This window comes from Janthinobacterium sp. NKUCC06_STL, assembly GCF_019345455.1.
Classification (GTDB): Bacteria; Pseudomonadota; Gammaproteobacteria; order Burkholderiales; family Burkholderiaceae_D; genus Janthinobacterium; species Janthinobacterium rivuli.
In genome coordinates this window covers 1,262,878-1,279,933 of the sequence record NZ_JAHKQY010000001.1, presented here as the reverse complement: position 1 = coordinate 1,279,933, position 17,056 = coordinate 1,262,878, and the positions used below count along the sequence as shown (strand labels likewise).

Sequence of the window (17,056 nt, the reverse complement as noted above, 5' to 3'; positions counted from 1 at the left end):
CACGGCGTCATGATTTCGTAGGTCGGCTTAGCGCCAACGGCGCGTAAGCCGACAATCACCGCACGAAACGTATTTAAAACACTAACTAAGGGGTTTCATGAAACGCATCAGTCTTACGCAATACCTGGTTGAAGAGCAGCGCTCGAACAACAGCATTCCGGCCGAACTGCGCCTGCTGATCGAAGTCGTCGCGCGCGCCTGCAAAACCATCAGCCACGCCGTCGGCAAGGGCGCGCTGGGCGAAGTGCTGGGCACGGCCGACACGGAAAACGTGCAGGGCGAAGTACAGAAAAAACTCGACATCATCTCCAACGAGATCCTGCTGGAAGCGAACGAATGGGGCGGCCACCTGGCGGCCATGGCGTCGGAAGAGATGGAATCGATCCACCCGATCCCGAACCGCTATCCAAAGGGCGAATACATGCTGCTGTTCGATCCACTCGATGGCTCGTCGAACATCGACGTCAACGTCTCGATCGGCACCATCTTCTCCGTGCTGAAGGCGCCGGATGGCATGGGTCAGCCGACGGAGCAGGACTTCATGCAGGCAGGCAGCAAGCAAGTGGCGGCAGGCTACGCCGTGTACGGCCCGCAAACCATGCTGGTGCTGACCTTCGGCAATGGCGTGAACTGCTTCACCCTGGACCGCGAAATGGGTTCGTGGGTCCTCACGCAAAGCAATATGCAAATTCCGCCGACGACGAAGGAATTCGCCATCAACATGTCGAACGCGCGCCACTGGCATCCGCCTGTGAAACGCTATGTCGATGAACTGCTGGCCGGCGACACGGGCCCGCGCGGTACCAATTTCAACATGCGCTGGATCGCCTCGATGGTGGCCGACGTGCACCGCATCCTGAACCGCGGCGGCATCTTCATGTACCCGGCCGACCTGCGCGACACATCGATGCCGGGCAAGCTGCGCCTGATGTACGAAGCGAACCCGATGGCCTTCATCGTCGAGCAAGCGGGCGGCGCCGCCACCGACGGCCAGCAGCGCATCATGGACATCGCCCCGCACAAGCTGCACCAGCGCGTGCCCGTGTTCCTCGGTTCGAAAGACGAAGTGGCCCGCGTCACGGCCTACCACGCGGAATAAAAGCCGCACTTTTCCACGATTTTTAGCGGCCCGCAGCCGGGCCGCTAAAAAAATGCAAAAAAGTTCGCGTTGACACTAGCAAATTTTGTGCATTGTTTGTAGAATGTGGGTCTTCGCCGTTGTAGCTCAGTTGGTAGAGCAGCACATTCGTAATGTGAAGGTCGCCAGTTCGATTCCGGCCAACGGCACCAAGTTTCATCAGAAAACCCGCTTGACTTGCAAAAGTCGGCGGGTTTTTTGTTTTTGTCATCCTTCCGGCGTCATATCCACTGATCGTTCTGCACAGTGCGCTCATCCCCGTCGCCGTCGCCCGTGTTGACCACGCCGCGCGGCTCGATCAGCAGCAGCCTGGTTTCGGCAAGGGCGCAAGGTTTGTGTTCGACGCCCCGAGGCACCACCGCCATCTGGCCGGCGCGCAGCACGATGGCGTGTCCTTCCGCATAGCCAGGGCCGCGCAGGGCGATGCGCAATTCGCCGTCCAGCACGATGAAGGTTTCATCCGTGTCGGAGTGCCGGTGCCACTGGAATTGACCGAGTACCTTGACGACCTTGAATTGGTAGTCATTCATTTCGGCGATGACGCGCGGCTGCCAGTGGCCGTCGATCAGGGCGATCTTGCCTGCCAGGTCGATGGACTGGCCCTGGCCGCGCGTGGTGGTGGTGACGGTAGTGGTGGTGTCTGGCATGCTGTGCTCCGTTCAAGTGGCGATGCAGCCAGAATACGCAGCTGCTGGCCCGCCGTATTGAACGATCGTGGGTGTTTTCAGCGTGTGGTGGCGCCGCCAGCGTAATGCAGCCAGCGGCCGGGCGTGAGTCCATAAGTTTTCAGGAAATGCCGCGTCATGTGGCTCTGGTCGGCAAAGCCCGCGGCCATGGCGGTCGAGGCGAGCGTGCTGCCAGCCAGCAGCAGGCGCCGCACCATTTCCAGGCGCCGCATCGTCAGATAGCGGTATGGGCTGGTGCCGTAGAAGACGCGAAAGTCGTGCGACAGGCTCCAGCGGTCGCGTCCCGTCGCCGCTTCAAGTTCCGCCAGGGTGACGGCGCGCGTGCAGTGCGCCTGCAGGTAGTCGCGCGCGCGCCGCGCCGCCAGGTAGTCGCCTTTTGGACGCTGCGCCGGCGTGCCGGCCGCCGCCGCCAGCGCATGCGCCAGTTCGGCCAGCGCCTCGCTCTGTTCCAGCGCTTCGAGCGGATGGCCGTCATGCGGCAGCAAGGCGCAGGTGGCCGCCGCCAGGCGGGGATCGGTCGACACGCCGCCTTCGATGAAGGGCAGCGCGCGTCCGCCCAGCACATCCTGGAACAGCGCCGGTTCGATATACAGCATGCGGTAACGGAAGCCGGCGTCCGTACCCGCCTGGCCATCGTGCGCCTCGTCGGGATGCAGGATCATGGTATTGCCGGGCAGGCTGTCGCGCTGGCCGCGGCGATAGCTGAAACGCTGCACGCCGGCCAGCGTGCGGCCGATGGCGTAGGTGTCGTGGCGGTGCATGGCATAGGCCTTGCCCTGGAACCACGCCTCGATGCGTTCGATTCCCTGTACCGGTTCGGCGCACTTGACCCAGTCGCCAAGCGCCGGCGCTGATGCTCGCTTCATGGTGTCTGTTCGCAGATGCCTGCCCTGGTTGCGGAACGAAGACTGTACGCGCCGCGCGCAGGAATGTCCACGAAAACCGCGACTCAGAAGTGGTGCCTCAGAAGTTGTGCCTGATTCCCAGCGCCACGCCCGACAAGGTGGCGCCTGCAGCACCTGTTTCGCGTCCGAGGCTGTTGATGGCAAAGCCGGCGATGCCGTTGCGGCCGTTGGCCAGCCGCGTGTAGTAGGCAAACAGGCTGCTGCGTTTCGATAGCTGGTAGTCGTAGCCGATGGTGGCGTGGGTGGCGCCCGTGCCGCTGCCGGTGCGCACGGTGCCGATGGTTTCCAGCGCGCTGCCGGTGGCGCTTTGCGCGTGGGCCAGGCCGACACGCAGGCCGTGGCGGCCGAACTGGCGCGTGGCGGAGGCATACACCGTACGCCGGCGCAGCTCTCCCGTCGCCGTGGCATAGCGCAGGCGTTCCAAGGCTAACGCCAGCTGCGTGGCGCTGTCGATCCGCCACGCGATGGCCAGCTTGCTGCCACGGTCGCTCAAGCCCCGTCCTTGGTAGTCGCGGTGCTCTTCCAGCGCCACGGTGGCGTACAGGGAGCCGCCGTCGTAGAGCAGGGCGGCCGACGTCAGTGCGGGATGCGCGCCGTTGGCCGGTCGTTCTTCCGCCATGCCGCGCGCCACGCGCAGCGACCAGCCCTGCCACTGCGGCGTCCAATAATGCACGCTGTTTTGCTGGCGCCGGTCGAAGGAATACGTATTGCTGGTATTGCTTTCGGTGGCGCCCGCGCCATGGCCCATCAGGCTCATGTAGCCGGCCGTGGTGGGGTAGAACGGGTCGAGCGCGGAGGTGGCGCTGTTGTAGGGCAGGGTCCAGTTGCCGGCAAACAGCGTGCCCCACGGCCCGGCGATGCCGACACGCGTGTCGCGCGCGGCGATGGATCCCGCGCCCGTGTCGGGAGCCAAGGTGCCCTCGACCTGGAACAGCGCCTGCCAGCCGCCGCCCAGGTCTTCGCTGCCGCGAAAACCGAGTACCGAACGGTTGTTGGAGACGCGCTGCACGCTGTCGCCGCTGCCGCCACCATGCAGCGCTTCGAGCGCCACGTTCAGGCGGCCATACAGCTGCACATTGTCCTGTGCCGCGGCGGGCATGGCTGCCGCCAGTGCCAGGGCACCGGCGGCGCATGAAAACACGCGCGTCATACGCACCTCAGAACGCAAAGCAGCTGCACCCCAGCGCGCCCCAGAAGCCGGAATGGCTGGAGACGGGCACGGAACTCTTGCGCGCCACGTCGTGGGCGTGGGCGTGCACGCCGCAGGCGCCCTGGCACTGGTGCTGCTGCATGACGCTGGCCGTTTGCGGCGGCGCAGAGCGGTAGTGGCCGGCCACGTTTTTCACAGGCGACCAATCGGGCAGCACGGGAATCGGAGGCGGCGCCAGCTTGGTAAATTCCGCCTGGCCGTAGACGATCTTGCCGCCGACGATGGTAAGCACGGATTCGATCGACTTGATCGCTTCTTCATCGATGCTGAAAAAGTCCGCGCTCAGCACGGCCAGGTCGGCCAGCATGCCTTCCTGGATGCGGCCCTTCTTGCCTTGCTCGCTGGAGAACCAGGCGCTGCCCGCCGTCCACAGTTCCAGCGCCGTGTCGCGCGACAAACGGCTGCCCGCGTCGTACAGGCGCAAGCCGCCCACAGTGCGGCCCGACACCAGCCAGTACAGCGCCGTCCACGGGTTGTAACTGGCGACCCGGGTGGCATCGGTGCCGCCGCCCACTGGCACGCCCGAGGCAAGCATGCGCGCGATCGGTGGCGTGGCCTTGGCCGCTTCCGCGCCGTAGCGGTCGACGAAGTATTCGCCCTGGAAGGCCATGCGGTGCTGGATGGCGATGCCGCCGCCCAGCGCCTTGACCCGGTCGATGTTTTTCGGCGTGATGGTTTCGCAGTGGTCGAACATCCAGTGCAGGCCATCGAACGGGATATCGCGGTTGACCTTTTCAAACACCGTCAGCATGCGCTCTATCGATTCGTCATAGGTGGCGTGCAGGCGGAACGGCCAGCGTTTCGACACCAGGTGGCGCACGACCTTTTCCAGTTCGTCGTCCATGCCGGGCGCCAGGTCCGGGCGCGGCTCAAGAAAATCCTCGAAGTCGGCGGCGGAAAACACCAGCATTTCGCCGGCGCCGTTATGACGATAGTAATCGTCGCCCTGGCCCGGCGTCACCATCTCCGTCCATTTTTCAAAATCCTCCAGCTCGCGGCCCTTGTTTTGCGTGAACAGGTTGTAGGCGATGCGGATGGTCAGCTGGTCTTTCTGCGCCAGTTCGTCGACGACGGCGTAATCCTCGGGATAATTCTGGAAGCCGCCGCCCGCGTCGATGGCGCTGGTCAGGCCCAGGCGATTGAGTTCGCGCATGAACTGGCGCGTGGAATTGACTTGCAATTCGCGCGGCAGGGTTGGACCCTTGGCCAGGGTCGCATATAAAATCATGGCGTTCGGACGGGCGATCAGCATGCCTGTGGGATTGCCGGCAGCGTCGCGCACGATTTCGCCGCCGGGCGGGTTCGGCGTGTTCTTGTCGTAGCCGACCACGCGCAGGGCGGCGCGGTTCAGCAGGGCGCGGTCGTACAGGTGCAGGATGAAGACGGGCGTGTCGGGTGCTGCCGCGTTGATTTCATCGAGGGTGGGCATGCGCTTTTCCGCGAACTGGAATTCGTTCCAGCCGCCGACGACGCGCACCCATTGCGGGTTCGGCGTGCGCAAGGCTTGCTCCTTGAGCATGCGCAAGGCGTCGGCCAGCGACGGCACGCCTTCCCAGCGCAATTCCAGGTTGTAGTTCAAGCCGCCGCGGATCAGGTGCAGGTGCGAGTCGTTCAGGCCGGGAATCACCGTGCGGCCACCGAGGTCGATCACGCGGCTGTCGGGCGCGCGGTGGCGCATGACGTCTTCAAGATCGCCCACGGCAAGGAATTTGCCGTCGGCGATGGCCACCGCGCTCGCTTGCGGGCAGCTTTTATCGACGGTATGGAAGCAGCCGTTGAGCAGTATCAAGGGGGCGGCGGCGGGGAGGGTGTGTTCTGGCATGGTGCAGCTCCATGGTTGCGGTGCGGGGAGGGCCGGCGTGCGCGGCGCGAAAGTCACGTCGGCCAGTGTAGCGGACGCCTCGCGCTTGAACACGGGCCAAAAGATCAGGTGAAGCGGGGCGCACTGGCCGAAGGACGGGGGCGCAGGCCTGCCGCATGGCTTACCATGCAGGCAGCGGCGCCGGGGAGCTGGCGCGTTTTTTGTTTTTTTAGTGCATTGCACGGTATCAGGAGTCATTCGATGGATCAGCCACCACACAGCCGCTTGTTCGGCACCAGCCTGGGATTTTTAGCCGGGTATGTCGATACCCTGGGTTTTATTGCCCTGTTTGGCCTGTTTACGGCCCATGTCACGGGCAACTTCGTGCTGATCGGCGCCGCCCTGGCGGATGCATCGCGCGCTTCCATCCTGCTGAAGTTTCTCGCTTTTCCCGCCTTTATCGCCGGCGTCGCCATCACGCGCCTGATGGTGCTGGCCGTCGAGCGCCGCGCCGGCCCGTCACTGACCCTGGCGATGCTGCTGCAGTGGGGCTTGCTGGCCGGCTTCATGGTGTTTGGCATCCTGGCCGAGCCGATCGGCAAGGATGTCAGTAACATGGCCATGGCGGCCGGTTTGCTGGGCACGGCCGCCATGGGCGTGCACAGCGCCACCAGCCGGCTGCTGCTGGCGCACCTGGCGCCCACCTCCATGATGACGGGGAACGTGACGCAGATAGTCATCGATACCGTCGACGTGTTGCGCGGCGCGGCCGATGCCGCCACCCATGCGCGCTGCGGCAAGTTTTTCTGGCCGCTGGCTGCCTTCGCCCTCGGCGCCATCGCCGCCGCCTTTGCCTACCTGGCCTTCGGCTTCGTGGCGCTGGCCGTGCCCTTGCTGCTGCTCGCCGGCCTGATCATCGTGCAGCATCGCAGCGGCCGCGCGGCGGTGCCTGCCGCCTGAGCCGCCATGCGCCTGCCCGTCCTGGCCGCGCTGTGCTGCCTGCTGCTGTTGTTCAGCCCTCCGGCGCTGGCCATCGACGTGGCGCGCGGCATCCACCAGCTGCAGCACACCAGCTGGACGTCCAGAGATGGCGCGCCGGACGACATCAGCGTCATCGCCCAAGGCGGTGACGGCTTCCTGTGGCTGGGCACCCATGCGGGCCTGGTGCGCTTTGACGGCCTGCGTTTCGAACCCTTGCGCGCGCGCCAGGGTGTGTTTCCCGATACGGTGATTCTGGCCCTCAAGCGCGCTGCCGACGGCGGCATGTGGGTGGGCTGGCAAGTGGGCGGCATCAGCCATGTCAAGGATGGCGTGGTGCGCAATTACGGCGAGGCGCAGGGCGTGCGGCCCGGTTCCGTCTGGGGTTTCGCCATCGACGCCACAGGCGCCGTGTGGGCCGCCGGCGTGGCCGGGGTGTCGCGCTTCGACGGCCGGCGCTGGCAGGCGATGGGGCCGGGGCAAGGCTACACGGCGCAAAAGGCCTCGGCCGTGTTCGCGGACCGCGACGGCAGGCTGGGCGTGTTCAGCGAACAGGGTTTATTTATCTGGCAGCCGGGCCAGGCGCGCTTCGCGCCGCCCGTGGGCCGCCTCGACTTGCGCGCGCCGCCGCAGCAGGGACCGGATGGCCGCCTGTATCTGCTGGAGCTGCGCGGCATTCGCATCATCGACTCGCTCGAGCGCTACGACCAGCTCGACCACCGCTGGATCTACCGCGATACGAGCGGCACCAGCGGCAGCATGCTGGTCGACCGCCAAGGCACCCTGTGGTTCGACAGCCAGTTCGGCCTGCACCGCACGCGCAGCGCCGGCGCGCTGGGGCCGCAGCAGCTGGGCATCAGCGGCGACACGGAATCGTTCCTGCCCAAGGATGGCTTGAGCAATGTGCTGATCGCTTCCCTGTGCGACGACAACGAAGGCAATGTCTGGGTCGCCACGTATGCGGGCCTGGACCGCTTTCGCCAGGCCGCGCCCGTGATCCTCAGCGCGCGCGCGGGGCCCGAGGCGCCCGAAGCCTTCCGCGCGCAGCAGCTGTCGCCCGGCACCGGCGGGCGCATGTGGCTGTCGAAGGAGGGCGATACGCCGCTGATGCTGGCGGCGCCCGACGGCAAGGTGCTGCGCGCGCCTGCGCTGGGTCCCGTCACGGCCATCATGGCGGCGCCGGGCGGCATCCGCGTCGGCACCCGCGCCGGCTTGCTGCGGCTCGATGGCGAGGATGGCCGCGTGCTCGAGACGATTGCCTATCCGCCGGAAGCGGCTGCGTTGAAGCGAGTGCGCATGGCCGTGAACGCGCCCGACGGCAGCCTGTGGGCGATTTTCAGCGGCGCCGGCGTATTTCAGTACGCGGACGGCGCATGGCGGCGCGAACCGGCCTTGCCCGAGGGCGGGCGCAAGGTGCCGCTGGCGCTGTTGGCCGATGCGGCCGGGCGCCTGTGGCTGTCCTATCCGGACGGCAGCGTGGCGGTGCTGGAAGGAGGGCGCCTGGCCAGCTATGGTCCCGCGCAGGGGCTCGATCTGGGCAAGGTGCCGGCGCTGCTGGAAACGGGCGGCCAGCTGCTGGCGGGCGGCCAGCAGGGCCTGGCCCTGTGGCGCGGCGGGCGCTTCGTGCCGCTGCGCGCCGCGGCGCCCGGCGTTTTCGACGGCGCGGTCGGCATGCTGCGCGCGCGCGACGGCAGCCTGTGGCTCAATACGGGCAATGGCGCCGTGCGCGTGGCCGCGGCCGAAGTGGCGCAGGCCCTGCGCGATCCGTCCTACGCCATGCAGGCGCGCTTGTACGATGGCGCCGATGGTTTGAACGGCAAAATGAGCTTGCTGCACAACGGCTCGATAGCCGAAGCGGACGATGGCAAAATCTGGTTTTCACGCGAGAGCGCGACCTTCTGGATCGACCCGCTCCAGCCGGTGCCGCCGCTGCCGGCACCGCAGGCCGAGATCGGCGCATTGATGGTCGACGGCCAGCGCGTCGCCGCCGCCGACTATGAGCGCCTGCCGGCCGGCACGCGCGGCGTGCAGTTCGCCTACAACGCCAGCAGCCTGGGCGCGCCGGCCCGCCTGCGTTTCCGCTATCGTCTGGAAGGCTATGACAATGTCTGGCAGAGCGCGGACGAGCGCCGCCAGGCGCAATATACGGGCCTGGGACCTGGCGCTTACCGCTTCCAGGTGAAGGCCATCAATGGCGACGGCGTGGCCAGCGCGGTGGCGCAACTGCCGTTCCGCGTGTTGCCCGCCTTTTACCAGACCTGGTGGTTCCGCAGTCTGTGCGCGGCGGCGCTGCTGGCGGCCGCGTATGGCGTCTGCCGCTGGCGGATGCGCGAGCACGCCGCGCGCCTGCAGGCGCGGATGGAGGCGCAGCAGGCCGAGCGCGAACGCATCGCGCGCGAGCTGCACGATACCCTGCTGCAGGGTACGCAGGCGATGATCCTGCACTTTCACAATGCCAGCATGGCCATCGCCGAGGATGATCCCGCGCGCGCCGCCATGCTGCGTGCGCTCGACGACGCCGATCGCATGCTGGGCGAAGGACGCGACCACGTGCATGATTTACGCGCGGGCGACGATGCCGGCGCGCGCTGGAGCGCCATCCTGCGGCGCGAAGGCGAGCGGCTGGCGGCGCAGCACGGCATCGTGTTCCGCTATGCGCAGGAAGGCGAGGCGCGCCTGCTGCATGCGCGCGCCGCGCACGAGATCTACCGCATCGCCAGCGAAGCGCTGCGCAATGCCTTCCGGCATGCGCGCGCGCAGGTGGTCGAGGTGACGGTGCGCTATGCGTGCGGCGGCATCGAACTGCTCGTGCGGGACGATGGCCAGGGTTTGCCGCCGGTGGTGGCGGCGAACGGGCAGATTCCCGGACACTGGGGCATGCCCGGCATGCGCGAGCGCGCCGCGAAACTCGGTGCGCGCTTGTCCGTGGGCGGGCGCGATGGAGGCGGCACGCAGTGGCGCCTGCGGGTGCCGGCGCGGCGCGCCTGGCCGCTGGCGCAAGGACCGTTGCGCCGCTGGTGGCAGCGCTGGCGCCGCTCAGGCGTCGAGGATGCCGCGCCGTAGCGCGATGGTGACGGCGTGGGTGCGGTCCCGGGCGCCCAGCTTGGCCAGGATGGTGCTCATGTGCGCCTTGACGGTTTCTTCCTTGATCTGCAGCAGGGCGCCCGTTTCGCGGTTGGAATTGCCTTGCGCGACCTGCTTGAGCACGTCCAGTTCGCGGTTCGACAGCACGTCGCTGCACGCATACAGGGCCAGTTCCGCCTCGATCTCAGGCGTGATGTGGCGCCGCCCCGCGTGCACGTTCTGTATCGCCGCCAGCAATTCGTGGCGCAGCGCGCTTTTCAGCACATAGCCGCAGGCGCCCGCGCGGATGGCGCGCAGCACTTGCGTGTCGCCCTTGTAGGTGGTCAGCACGATGATGCGCGCCTGCGGATGGCGTGCGCGGATGGCGCCGATGGCGTCAAGGCCGCTCATGACCGGCATCTGCAAATCCATCAGCGTGACATCGGGCTGCAGCGCGTCGAACTGCTGCACCGCCTGCTGGCCATCGGTGGCCTGGCCCGCCAGTTGCACGCCCGGAAATGACTGCAGCAAGGTGGCGATGCCGTCGAGCAGCAACTGGTGGTCGTCGGCAATGAGAATGCGTATCGGTGCCGTATCGCTGCGCATGGTGTTGTCTGGCAAAGAGGAGTTAGCGATCAAGAGTCGTCGGAGCATGGTGAGCAAAAGGTATTTTACCGCAGCGCCTGCCCTCGTGCAGGAGGTATTTCCCATAGGCAATCAACATGCCAGCCTATATTTAGATAGTGGTGCGGGCACGCCGCCAGGCATACGATGCACGGCAGTACCCACTCAACCCTGTCTTCATGGATGACATCATGACCAATCCGAAACTGGAAGTCCTTACCCCCGACAATTGCCAGATCATTTTCATCGACCAGCAGCCGCAAATGGCGTTCGGCGTGCAGTCGATGGACCGGCAAGCGCTGAAAAACAATACCGTGGGCCTGGCCAAGGCCGCCAAGGTGTTCAACATCCCCACCATCATCACCACGGTGGAGACGGAAAGCTTCTCCGGCCACACCTATCCGGAATTGCTGGACGTCTTCCCCGGCAAGGATATCCTCGAGCGCAGCTCGATGAATTCCTGGGATGACCAGAAGGTGCGCGATGCGCTGGCCGCCAACGGCAAGAAGAAAGTCGTCGTGTCGGGTCTGTGGACGGAAGTGTGCAACAACAGCTTCGCCCTGTGCGCGATGCTCGAAGGCGACTACGAGATCTACATGGTGGCCGACGCTTCCGGCGGCACGTCGAAGGAAGCGCACGACTACGCCATGCAGCGCATGATCCAGGCCGGCGTGGTGCCGGTCACCTGGCAGCAGGTGCTGCTGGAATGGCAGCGCGACTGGGCGCACAAGGCAACTTACGACGCCGTGATGGCCATCGTGCGCGAACACTCGGGCGCCTACGGCATGGGCGTCGACTACGCCTACACGATGGTGCACAAGGCGCCGCAGCGCATTCACGGCGAACACGCCACCCTGGCGCCGGTGCCTGCCAAGTAAACGCCGCGCGGCTATGCCATGCGCCGCGCGCCTGACCGCGCGCGGCGTTTTTTTTCATCGAAAGGAATGCGCCATGAAGTTATATGTGATTTCGCTGGCCGTGGGCTTGCTCGTTGGCATCATCTATGCCGTCCTGCAGGTGCGCTCGCCGGCGCCGCCCGCGATTGCCCTGATCGGTCTGCTGGGCATGCTGATCGGCGAACAGATCGTCCCCGGCGTCAAGCGCCTGATGGCGGGCGAAGCCATCACGGTGTCGTGGCTGCGCAGCGAATGCGTGCCGAAGATCAGCGGCGTGGAAGCCAAGCCGACATTGGCCAAGGCCGCGGCAAAGTTGGATGATGATGCAGCGTAAATGCTGGGGTCAGACCCGGCAGGTCTGACCCCGGTTCCCTGGAGCTAGAACGCGCCCAGCAAGCCGCGCCGGGCGGCCACCGTGGCCGCTTCAGTGCGGCTTGATACGTTGAGCTTGGTCAAAATATTATTCACGTGAAATTTGACGGTGCCCACCTCGATGCCGGCGCTGCGCGCGATCATCTTGTTGCTCTTGCCCGCGGACAGGTGCAGCAGGATGTCGTGCTCGCGTTTCGACAGGCGGTTCGCCTCGATGCGGCCGGCTTGCTGCGCCGCCAGTTCCGGCGGCAGGTAATGTCTGCCGGCGGCCACCTGGCGGATGCACTGCGTCAGTTGCAGGAAACCGGAATCCTTCAGCAGGTAGCCGCGCGCGCCGGCGCGCAAGGCCCGGTGCACGCTGTCCTCGCCCTGGTAGGTGGTGAGGATGACGATTTTCGCTTGCGCGTCGTCTGCGCAGATGCGCTCGATCGCTTCGACGCCATGCATTTCCGGCATGTTCAAATCCATCAGCACCACGTCGGGCCGCAGCTCCCGGTACAGCTCCACGGCGGCGCGGCCCGTGCCGGCCTGGCCCAGCAGGAGGAAACCTGGCAAGGATGCGATCAGCGAGGCCAGGCCGGCCAGGATCAGCGGGTGGTCGTCGGCGATCAAGAGGGTAATCGCTGCATTGGCCGGGGGCGTGCTCATGTTCATGTCCATGTCCATGGTTGTCCTCATAACGCTGGCAGGGTGAAGTGGAAGACGCTGCCGTGGGGCGCGCCGGGCGCATGCCACAGGCGGCCGCCATGCGCGTCGACGATGCGGCGGCAGATGGCCAGGCCCATGCCCATGCCGTCCGGCTTGCTGGAATACAGGGCGTGGTACAGGCGGCCTGCCGCCTGCGGCGCGATGCCGGCGCCATTGTCGGCGATGCTGAAATGCTGCACGCCCCCATCCAGTTGCGAAGACAGCAGCACCGTGCGCGGCCGGCCGCTGGTGCCCTGCAGGGCTTCGATGGCGTTCATCAGCAGATTCAGGATGACTTGCCGGAATTGCACCGGGTCGGCGTGCAGCAGCGGGCGGCCAGGTGCCAGCTGCGTTTCCAGGTGGATGGCGTGGCGTTGCAGTGGCGCGCGCAGCAACGGCAGCAGGTCTTGCACGGCGTCGTCGGCAATAAAATGATCGTGGCTGCCCGGCGCCTTGCAGGCCAGGCCGTGCACGCTGCGCAGCACGGCGCTGGCATGGCTGCCGGCGCTGGCGACCAGGGCCAGCGCCGCGCGCGCCTCGTCGAGGCGGGGCGGATCGTGGTCGAGCCAGCGCAAGGCGGCATCGGCATTGAGCGCGATGGCCGCCAGTGGCTGGCGCACTTCGTGCGCGACCGATGCGGCAAATTCACCCATGCCGTCCATGCTGCCCATGCGCTGTGCGTGCGCCAGGCTGGCGTCTTGCGTCTGATGGAAAAAATGCATGCTGGCCATCGCCGTGCTCCTGTCGCTGTCGCGGCGGATGCCGCACTGCAACAAGTATGCACGCGCCGTCAGGCAAGGCAGTTATACGAATGGGGGAGGCGGGCGGTTTTTTTATGCGGCGGAGGCGATAAGCACCGCCGGGCGGGCCGGCGGTGCGGGGAGCGCAGAACGGATCAGGACTTGATAAAGGCCAGCAAGTCTTCGTTCAGGCGATCCTTGTGGGTGGCCGGCAAGCCGTGCGGCGCGCCTTCATAGATGACCAGTTTGGCGTTCTTGATGAGCTTGGCCGCGGCCTTGCCGGAAGCGTCGATCGGCACGATCTGGTCGTCGCCGCCGTGCACCACCAGGGTCGGCACGGAGATTTTCTTCAGGTCGGCCGTGAAGTCCGTCTCGGAAAACTGCTTGATGCAATCGTAGGCGTTCTTGATGCCGCACTGCATGCCCTGCAGCCAGAAGGTGTCGCGCATGCCTTGCGATACCTTGTTGCCGGGACGGTTGGCGCCGAAGAAGGGCACCGTCAGATCCTTGAAAAATTGCGAACGGTCGGCCAGCACGCCAGCGCGGATGCCGTCGAACACCGACATCGGCAAGCCGCCCGGATTGGTGTCCGACTTGACCATCTGCGGCGGCACGGCGCCCACCAGCACGGCCTTGGCCACGCGTTTTTCGCCATGGCGGCCGATATAGCGGGCCACTTCGCCGCCGCCCGTCGAATGGCCGACCAGGGTCGCGCCCTTGATGTCGAGCGCGTCGAGCAGGGTGGCCAGGTCGTCGGCGTAGGTATCCATGTCATTGCCCTGCCATGGCTGGCTGGACAGGCCGTGGCCGCGGCGGTCGTGCGCGATCACGCGGTAGCCGTGGCTGGCCAGGAACATCATCTGGTCTTCCCAGGCGTCGCCCTGCAATGGCCAGCCGTGGCTGAAGACGACGGGCGTGCCGGTGCCCCAGTCCTTGAAGTGGATGACGGTGCCGTCCTTGACGGTAACGCTGTTGACGCTGAGCTTGCCCGGCGCGTTGGCGGCTGCAACGGCAGGCTTGGCGGCTGCGCTGGCGCCACCGGCGGCCAGCAGGCCCGCACCGGCGGCGACACCGGCGACGCTGACGAGCAGCTTGCGGCGGGAAGTGACTTCTTCGGCTTCGATTTTCTTCGACATGATGCATTTCCTTCGGGGATGGGGGAGGGAGGCCGGTTGCGGCCTGGACCAGTGATGGTATCGGCCAGTCTAGGCCTTCGCGCGCGCTGGCGCCTCTGCCAAAAGACCAGTCGCGCCGCGTCTCCCGCCTGCCTATGATGGCTGGCAGCGGCGCGCCGCGCCGACTGGCTTTCCCACTGGAGTAATCATGAAGAAAAACTCGATGGCGGCGCTGGCCGGCCCCTTCTTACCCGATGCCGGCTTGCTGTTTGCGCGCGTGGCGGGCGCGCTGCTGGTGCTGCACGTGCACGGCTTGCCCAAGCTGCTGCATTTTTCCGAGGAACTGGCGCACATCGACGACCCGCTGCACCTGGGCCGCGCCGTCACCCTGTATTGCGCCCTGTTCGCGGAAATCGTCTGCCCGCTGCTGGTCGCCGCCGGCTTGCTGACGCGCCTGGCCTGCCTGCCATTGCTGTTCCTGCTGGGCGTGTCGATGCTGCTCGTGCACCCTGACTGGAGCATCGCCGACGGCCAGTTCGGCTGGCTGCTGATCATCGTTTTCGGCACGATTGCCATCAGCGGCGCGGGCAGGTATTCGGTCGATGCGCGGTTGCGCCGTTAAATGACGAATTCCCCGTGTACGGCCGGCTTGTGCGCCAGCAGCAGCGATAATTTCTTCAATGCGCTGGCCAGGCGCGCGCGGTCGCGGAGGCTGCCCAGCGAGATGCGGATGGCGTTCGGCGGGCGGCTGTCGTAGAAGGCGTCCGATGCCGTGACGGCCACGCCCTGGGCGCGGGCCGTGGCGGCCAGTTCGCGCGAGGTCCAGTAGCTGGGCAGTGAAAACCAGACATGGATACCGTCGCTGCGCGGGTGGCTGCTGCCGGTGAGGATGGTGCGGATGATGTCCTGGCGCGCATCCGCTTCGCTGCGGATGCCGGCCAGCAGCGCATGCGCGGAGCCGTCGTGTATCCATTGCGTCGCCAGCGCCGTCGTCAGCGGCGTGGCCATCAGGCTGAAGGACCGCAGCGCCTGCAGCAAGCGCTCGCGCAGCTGCGCGTCGGGCACCAGTGCATAGGCCATGCGCAAGCCGGGCGCCAGGCATTTCGACAGGGTGGCGATATACGACACGTGGCCAGGCGCGTAATGGGCCAGCGGGGGCGGCGCGTCGGACGCCAGCAGCCAGTACGGATCGTCCTCGATGATGTGCATGCCGCAGCGGATGGCCACTTCCGTGATGGCCAGGCGGCGTGCGGCCGGCATGGTGTGCGCCGTCGGATTTTGCAGGGTGGGATTCAGGTAGACGAGGCGCGCATGGTGCTTGCGGCTGGCTTTTTCCAGCGCCTCGGGCAGCATGCCGTCCGCATCCTTTTCCACGACGATGACCTTGCGGTTCAACTGTCCCGCCGCCGAGCGCAAGCCGGGGTACACGGCGCCTTCCGTGAGAATGGCGTCGCCGGGCCGGCTCAGGGTCAGGATCAGCGCCGCCAGCGCCGCCTGCGCGCCGGGGCAGGCCACCACGTGTTCCGCATCGACGTCGCCGAACATGGGCGCCAGCCAGACGGCGCCTGCCGCGCGATCGGCCTTGCCGCCGCCGCCCAGGTGATAGCTCATCAACAGATCGCTGTCCGTGCGCATCAGCACCTGCGCCACGCCCTGTTTCAGCAAGTCGTCAAAATCCACGCCCACCGGTGGCGGCGGGATATTCATGCTCAGGTCCAGCATCTGCGTCAATTCCACTTTCGGCGCCGCCACATAGGTGCCGCGCGCGCCATGCCCTTCCAGCAGGTTGCGGCGCTTGGCTTCGTCATAGGCGCGCGTCACCGTCGTCAGGTCGATCTGGAACAGCGCGGCCAGACTGCGCTGCGGCGGCAAGCGGTCGCCCGGGCGCAGGCTGCCGTCGGACAACGCGCGCTCGAGCATGTCGGCGATCTGCAGGTAGCGCGGACCGCCGTGCTGCACGAACGGCGTGATCCACGCATGGGCCCGGCTTTCTTCTTGTATGGCTTTTGATTTGGACATTTGTTTATATGTATGGGTATTGCCTCTCCCAATTATGCGGAAAATCCGCTTAAAAATCCATACATATTTGGTTTTCCCGCCCGCCCTACCAAGCCGGCGGGGATTGTTATTTCCAATAGGAATTTAAGTCTGCGCCTCAAGGTGTGGCAGCGCACGGTGGCGCCCGGCGTGGGCGGTTAAGGTAGTGCCAACAGCTTGCTGCTGATCCACTGTTTGATATGGCTCAGCCCGGCAGCGTTTAGGCGCTTCTTTTTCCCCGAAGCGAGGAGAATCATGATTCGGTCACGGCATCGAGCATGGTTGAAATTATTCACTGTTAAAGGAAACCATCATGAACGCGATTGAAAAAACCAGCTCCGATATGAACGGCACCGCCCAGGATACCCGCCAGGATTTGCACCGCACCATCGACAAGGTGGCAAGCCAGGCCCAGCCCCTGGCCGACAAGGTGGCCACGCGCGCCCATGACGGCGTGGACCAGGTAGGCGACCGCCTCGATCAGGTCAGCGATACCGTCAACAAGGCTTCCGAAACCCTGATGGCGCGTGGCAAGCAATTGGGCGCCGCCTGCCAGCGCGCCGGCGAAACGGGCCGCGATTATGTGCGCGAGCGCCCGGCCGTGTCCCTGCTGATCGCGGCGGCCGCAGGCTATGGCCTGTCGAAACTGCTGGGTTCGCGCAAATAAGTTCTGCGCCTTCCTGGAAGGTTTTTGTCGTGGGCGCCGCTCCCTTCGCCGTCATGGCGGGGCGGGCCGGCACCCACGCGCACAAGGTACAAGGTAGTAGCAGGCAGTAAAGGAGAGTGATGATGCGCTCCATTTTG

At 65.9% G+C, this 17,056-nt stretch carries 16 protein-coding genes and 1 tRNA gene; 8 read left to right on the top strand and 9 right to left on the bottom strand.

The window, feature by feature from the left end:
• Positions 1-97 precede the first annotated feature (97 nt).
• Positions 98-1,099 carry a class 1 fructose-bisphosphatase gene (locus KO539_RS05775; RefSeq protein ID WP_034747152.1) on the top strand — a complete coding sequence of 334 codons (1,002 nt, stop codon included), beginning with the start codon at positions 98-100 and terminating at the stop codon, positions 1,097-1,099.
• A 115-nt stretch (positions 1,100-1,214) separates the two neighbouring features.
• Positions 1,215-1,290, top strand: a tRNA-Thr gene (locus KO539_RS05770).
• Between the two features lie 69 nt (positions 1,291-1,359).
• On the opposite strand, the gene KO539_RS05765 is transcribed toward KO539_RS05770, so the two are convergent.
• From KO539_RS05765 to KO539_RS05750, 4 genes are all read right to left on the bottom strand, one after another.
• A complete protein-coding gene (locus KO539_RS05765) occupies positions 1,360-1,785 on the bottom strand; it encodes a cupin domain-containing protein (protein ID WP_219307794.1) in 426 nt (141 codons plus the stop codon).
• 77 nt (positions 1,786-1,862) lie between these two features.
• Positions 1,863-2,690 (bottom strand): AraC family transcriptional regulator, encoded by an 828-nt coding sequence (locus KO539_RS05760; RefSeq protein WP_219307792.1) that lies wholly within the window; start codon positions 2,688-2,690, stop codon positions 1,863-1,865.
• 97 nt (positions 2,691-2,787) lie between these two features.
• Positions 2,788-3,879, bottom strand: a complete 1,092-nt coding sequence (locus tag KO539_RS05755) for a porin (protein WP_219307790.1) — start codon at positions 3,877-3,879, stop codon at positions 2,788-2,790.
• 7 nt (positions 3,880-3,886) lie between these two features.
• Positions 3,887-5,761, bottom strand: coding sequence for an amidohydrolase (locus tag KO539_RS05750; RefSeq protein ID WP_219307789.1), 1,875 nt, complete (start codon positions 5,759-5,761; stop codon positions 3,887-3,889).
• A gap of 240 nt (positions 5,762-6,001) precedes the next feature.
• Between KO539_RS05750 and KO539_RS05745 the strand changes: the two genes are divergently transcribed.
• Positions 6,002-6,700 carry a YoaK family protein gene (locus KO539_RS05745; protein ID WP_219307787.1) on the top strand — a complete coding sequence of 233 codons (699 nt, stop codon included), beginning with the start codon at positions 6,002-6,004 and terminating at the stop codon, positions 6,698-6,700.
• Between the two features lie 6 nt (positions 6,701-6,706).
• Entirely contained in the window at positions 6,707-9,781 is a 3,075-nt protein-coding gene (locus KO539_RS05740) for a sensor histidine kinase (protein ID WP_219307785.1), read from the top strand.
• Here the strand turns inward: KO539_RS05740 and KO539_RS05735 are convergent.
• A complete protein-coding gene (locus tag KO539_RS05735; protein WP_219307783.1) occupies positions 9,755-10,387 on the bottom strand; it encodes a response regulator transcription factor in 633 nt (210 codons plus the stop codon). The two genes, KO539_RS05740 and KO539_RS05735, sit on opposite strands and share 27 nt — an antisense overlap.
• A 209-nt stretch (positions 10,388-10,596) precedes the next feature.
• On the opposite strand from KO539_RS05735, the gene KO539_RS05730 reads away from it, so the two are divergent.
• Together KO539_RS05730 and KO539_RS05725 are read left to right on the top strand one after the other, a co-directional pair.
• On the top strand, positions 10,597-11,283 hold the full coding sequence (locus KO539_RS05730; protein WP_035828118.1) for a hydrolase: 687 nt from the start codon (positions 10,597-10,599) through the stop codon (positions 11,281-11,283).
• Positions 11,284-11,356: 73 nt separating this feature from the next.
• Positions 11,357-11,635: a XapX domain-containing protein gene (locus KO539_RS05725; protein ID WP_035821735.1), complete on the top strand. Its 279-nt coding sequence runs from the start codon at positions 11,357-11,359 to the stop codon at positions 11,633-11,635.
• A 44-nt stretch (positions 11,636-11,679) separates the two neighbouring features.
• Here KO539_RS05725 and KO539_RS05720 read toward each other — a convergent pair whose 3' ends face one another.
• The 3 genes from KO539_RS05720 to KO539_RS05710 form a co-directional block, all read right to left on the bottom strand.
• Positions 11,680-12,321, bottom strand: a complete 642-nt coding sequence (locus tag KO539_RS05720) for a response regulator transcription factor (protein ID WP_219307781.1) — start codon at positions 12,319-12,321, stop codon at positions 11,680-11,682.
• A 26-nt stretch (positions 12,322-12,347) separates the two neighbouring features.
• Positions 12,348-13,091: a sensor histidine kinase gene (locus KO539_RS05715; protein ID WP_219307779.1), complete on the bottom strand. Its 744-nt coding sequence runs from the start codon at positions 13,089-13,091 to the stop codon at positions 12,348-12,350.
• A gap of 164 nt (positions 13,092-13,255) precedes the next feature.
• Positions 13,256-14,236: an alpha/beta fold hydrolase gene (locus tag KO539_RS05710; protein WP_219307777.1), complete on the bottom strand. Its 981-nt coding sequence runs from the start codon at positions 14,234-14,236 to the stop codon at positions 13,256-13,258.
• A gap of 187 nt (positions 14,237-14,423) precedes the next feature.
• On the opposite strand from KO539_RS05710, the gene KO539_RS05705 reads away from it, so the two are divergent.
• A complete protein-coding gene (locus KO539_RS05705) occupies positions 14,424-14,837 on the top strand; it encodes a DoxX family protein (protein ID WP_200880283.1) in 414 nt (137 codons plus the stop codon).
• Here KO539_RS05705 and KO539_RS05700 read toward each other — a convergent pair.
• Positions 14,834-16,234, bottom strand: coding sequence for a PLP-dependent aminotransferase family protein (locus KO539_RS05700; protein ID WP_219307775.1), 1,401 nt, complete (start codon positions 16,232-16,234; stop codon positions 14,834-14,836). The two genes, KO539_RS05705 and KO539_RS05700, sit on opposite strands and share 4 nt — an antisense overlap.
• A gap of 331 nt (positions 16,235-16,565) precedes the next feature.
• On the opposite strand from KO539_RS05700, the gene KO539_RS05695 reads away from it, so the two are divergent.
• Positions 16,566-16,919 (top strand): YqjD family protein, encoded by a 354-nt coding sequence (locus KO539_RS05695; protein WP_219307773.1) that lies wholly within the window; start codon positions 16,566-16,568, stop codon positions 16,917-16,919.
• The last annotated feature ends 137 nt before the right edge of the window (positions 16,920-17,056 follow it).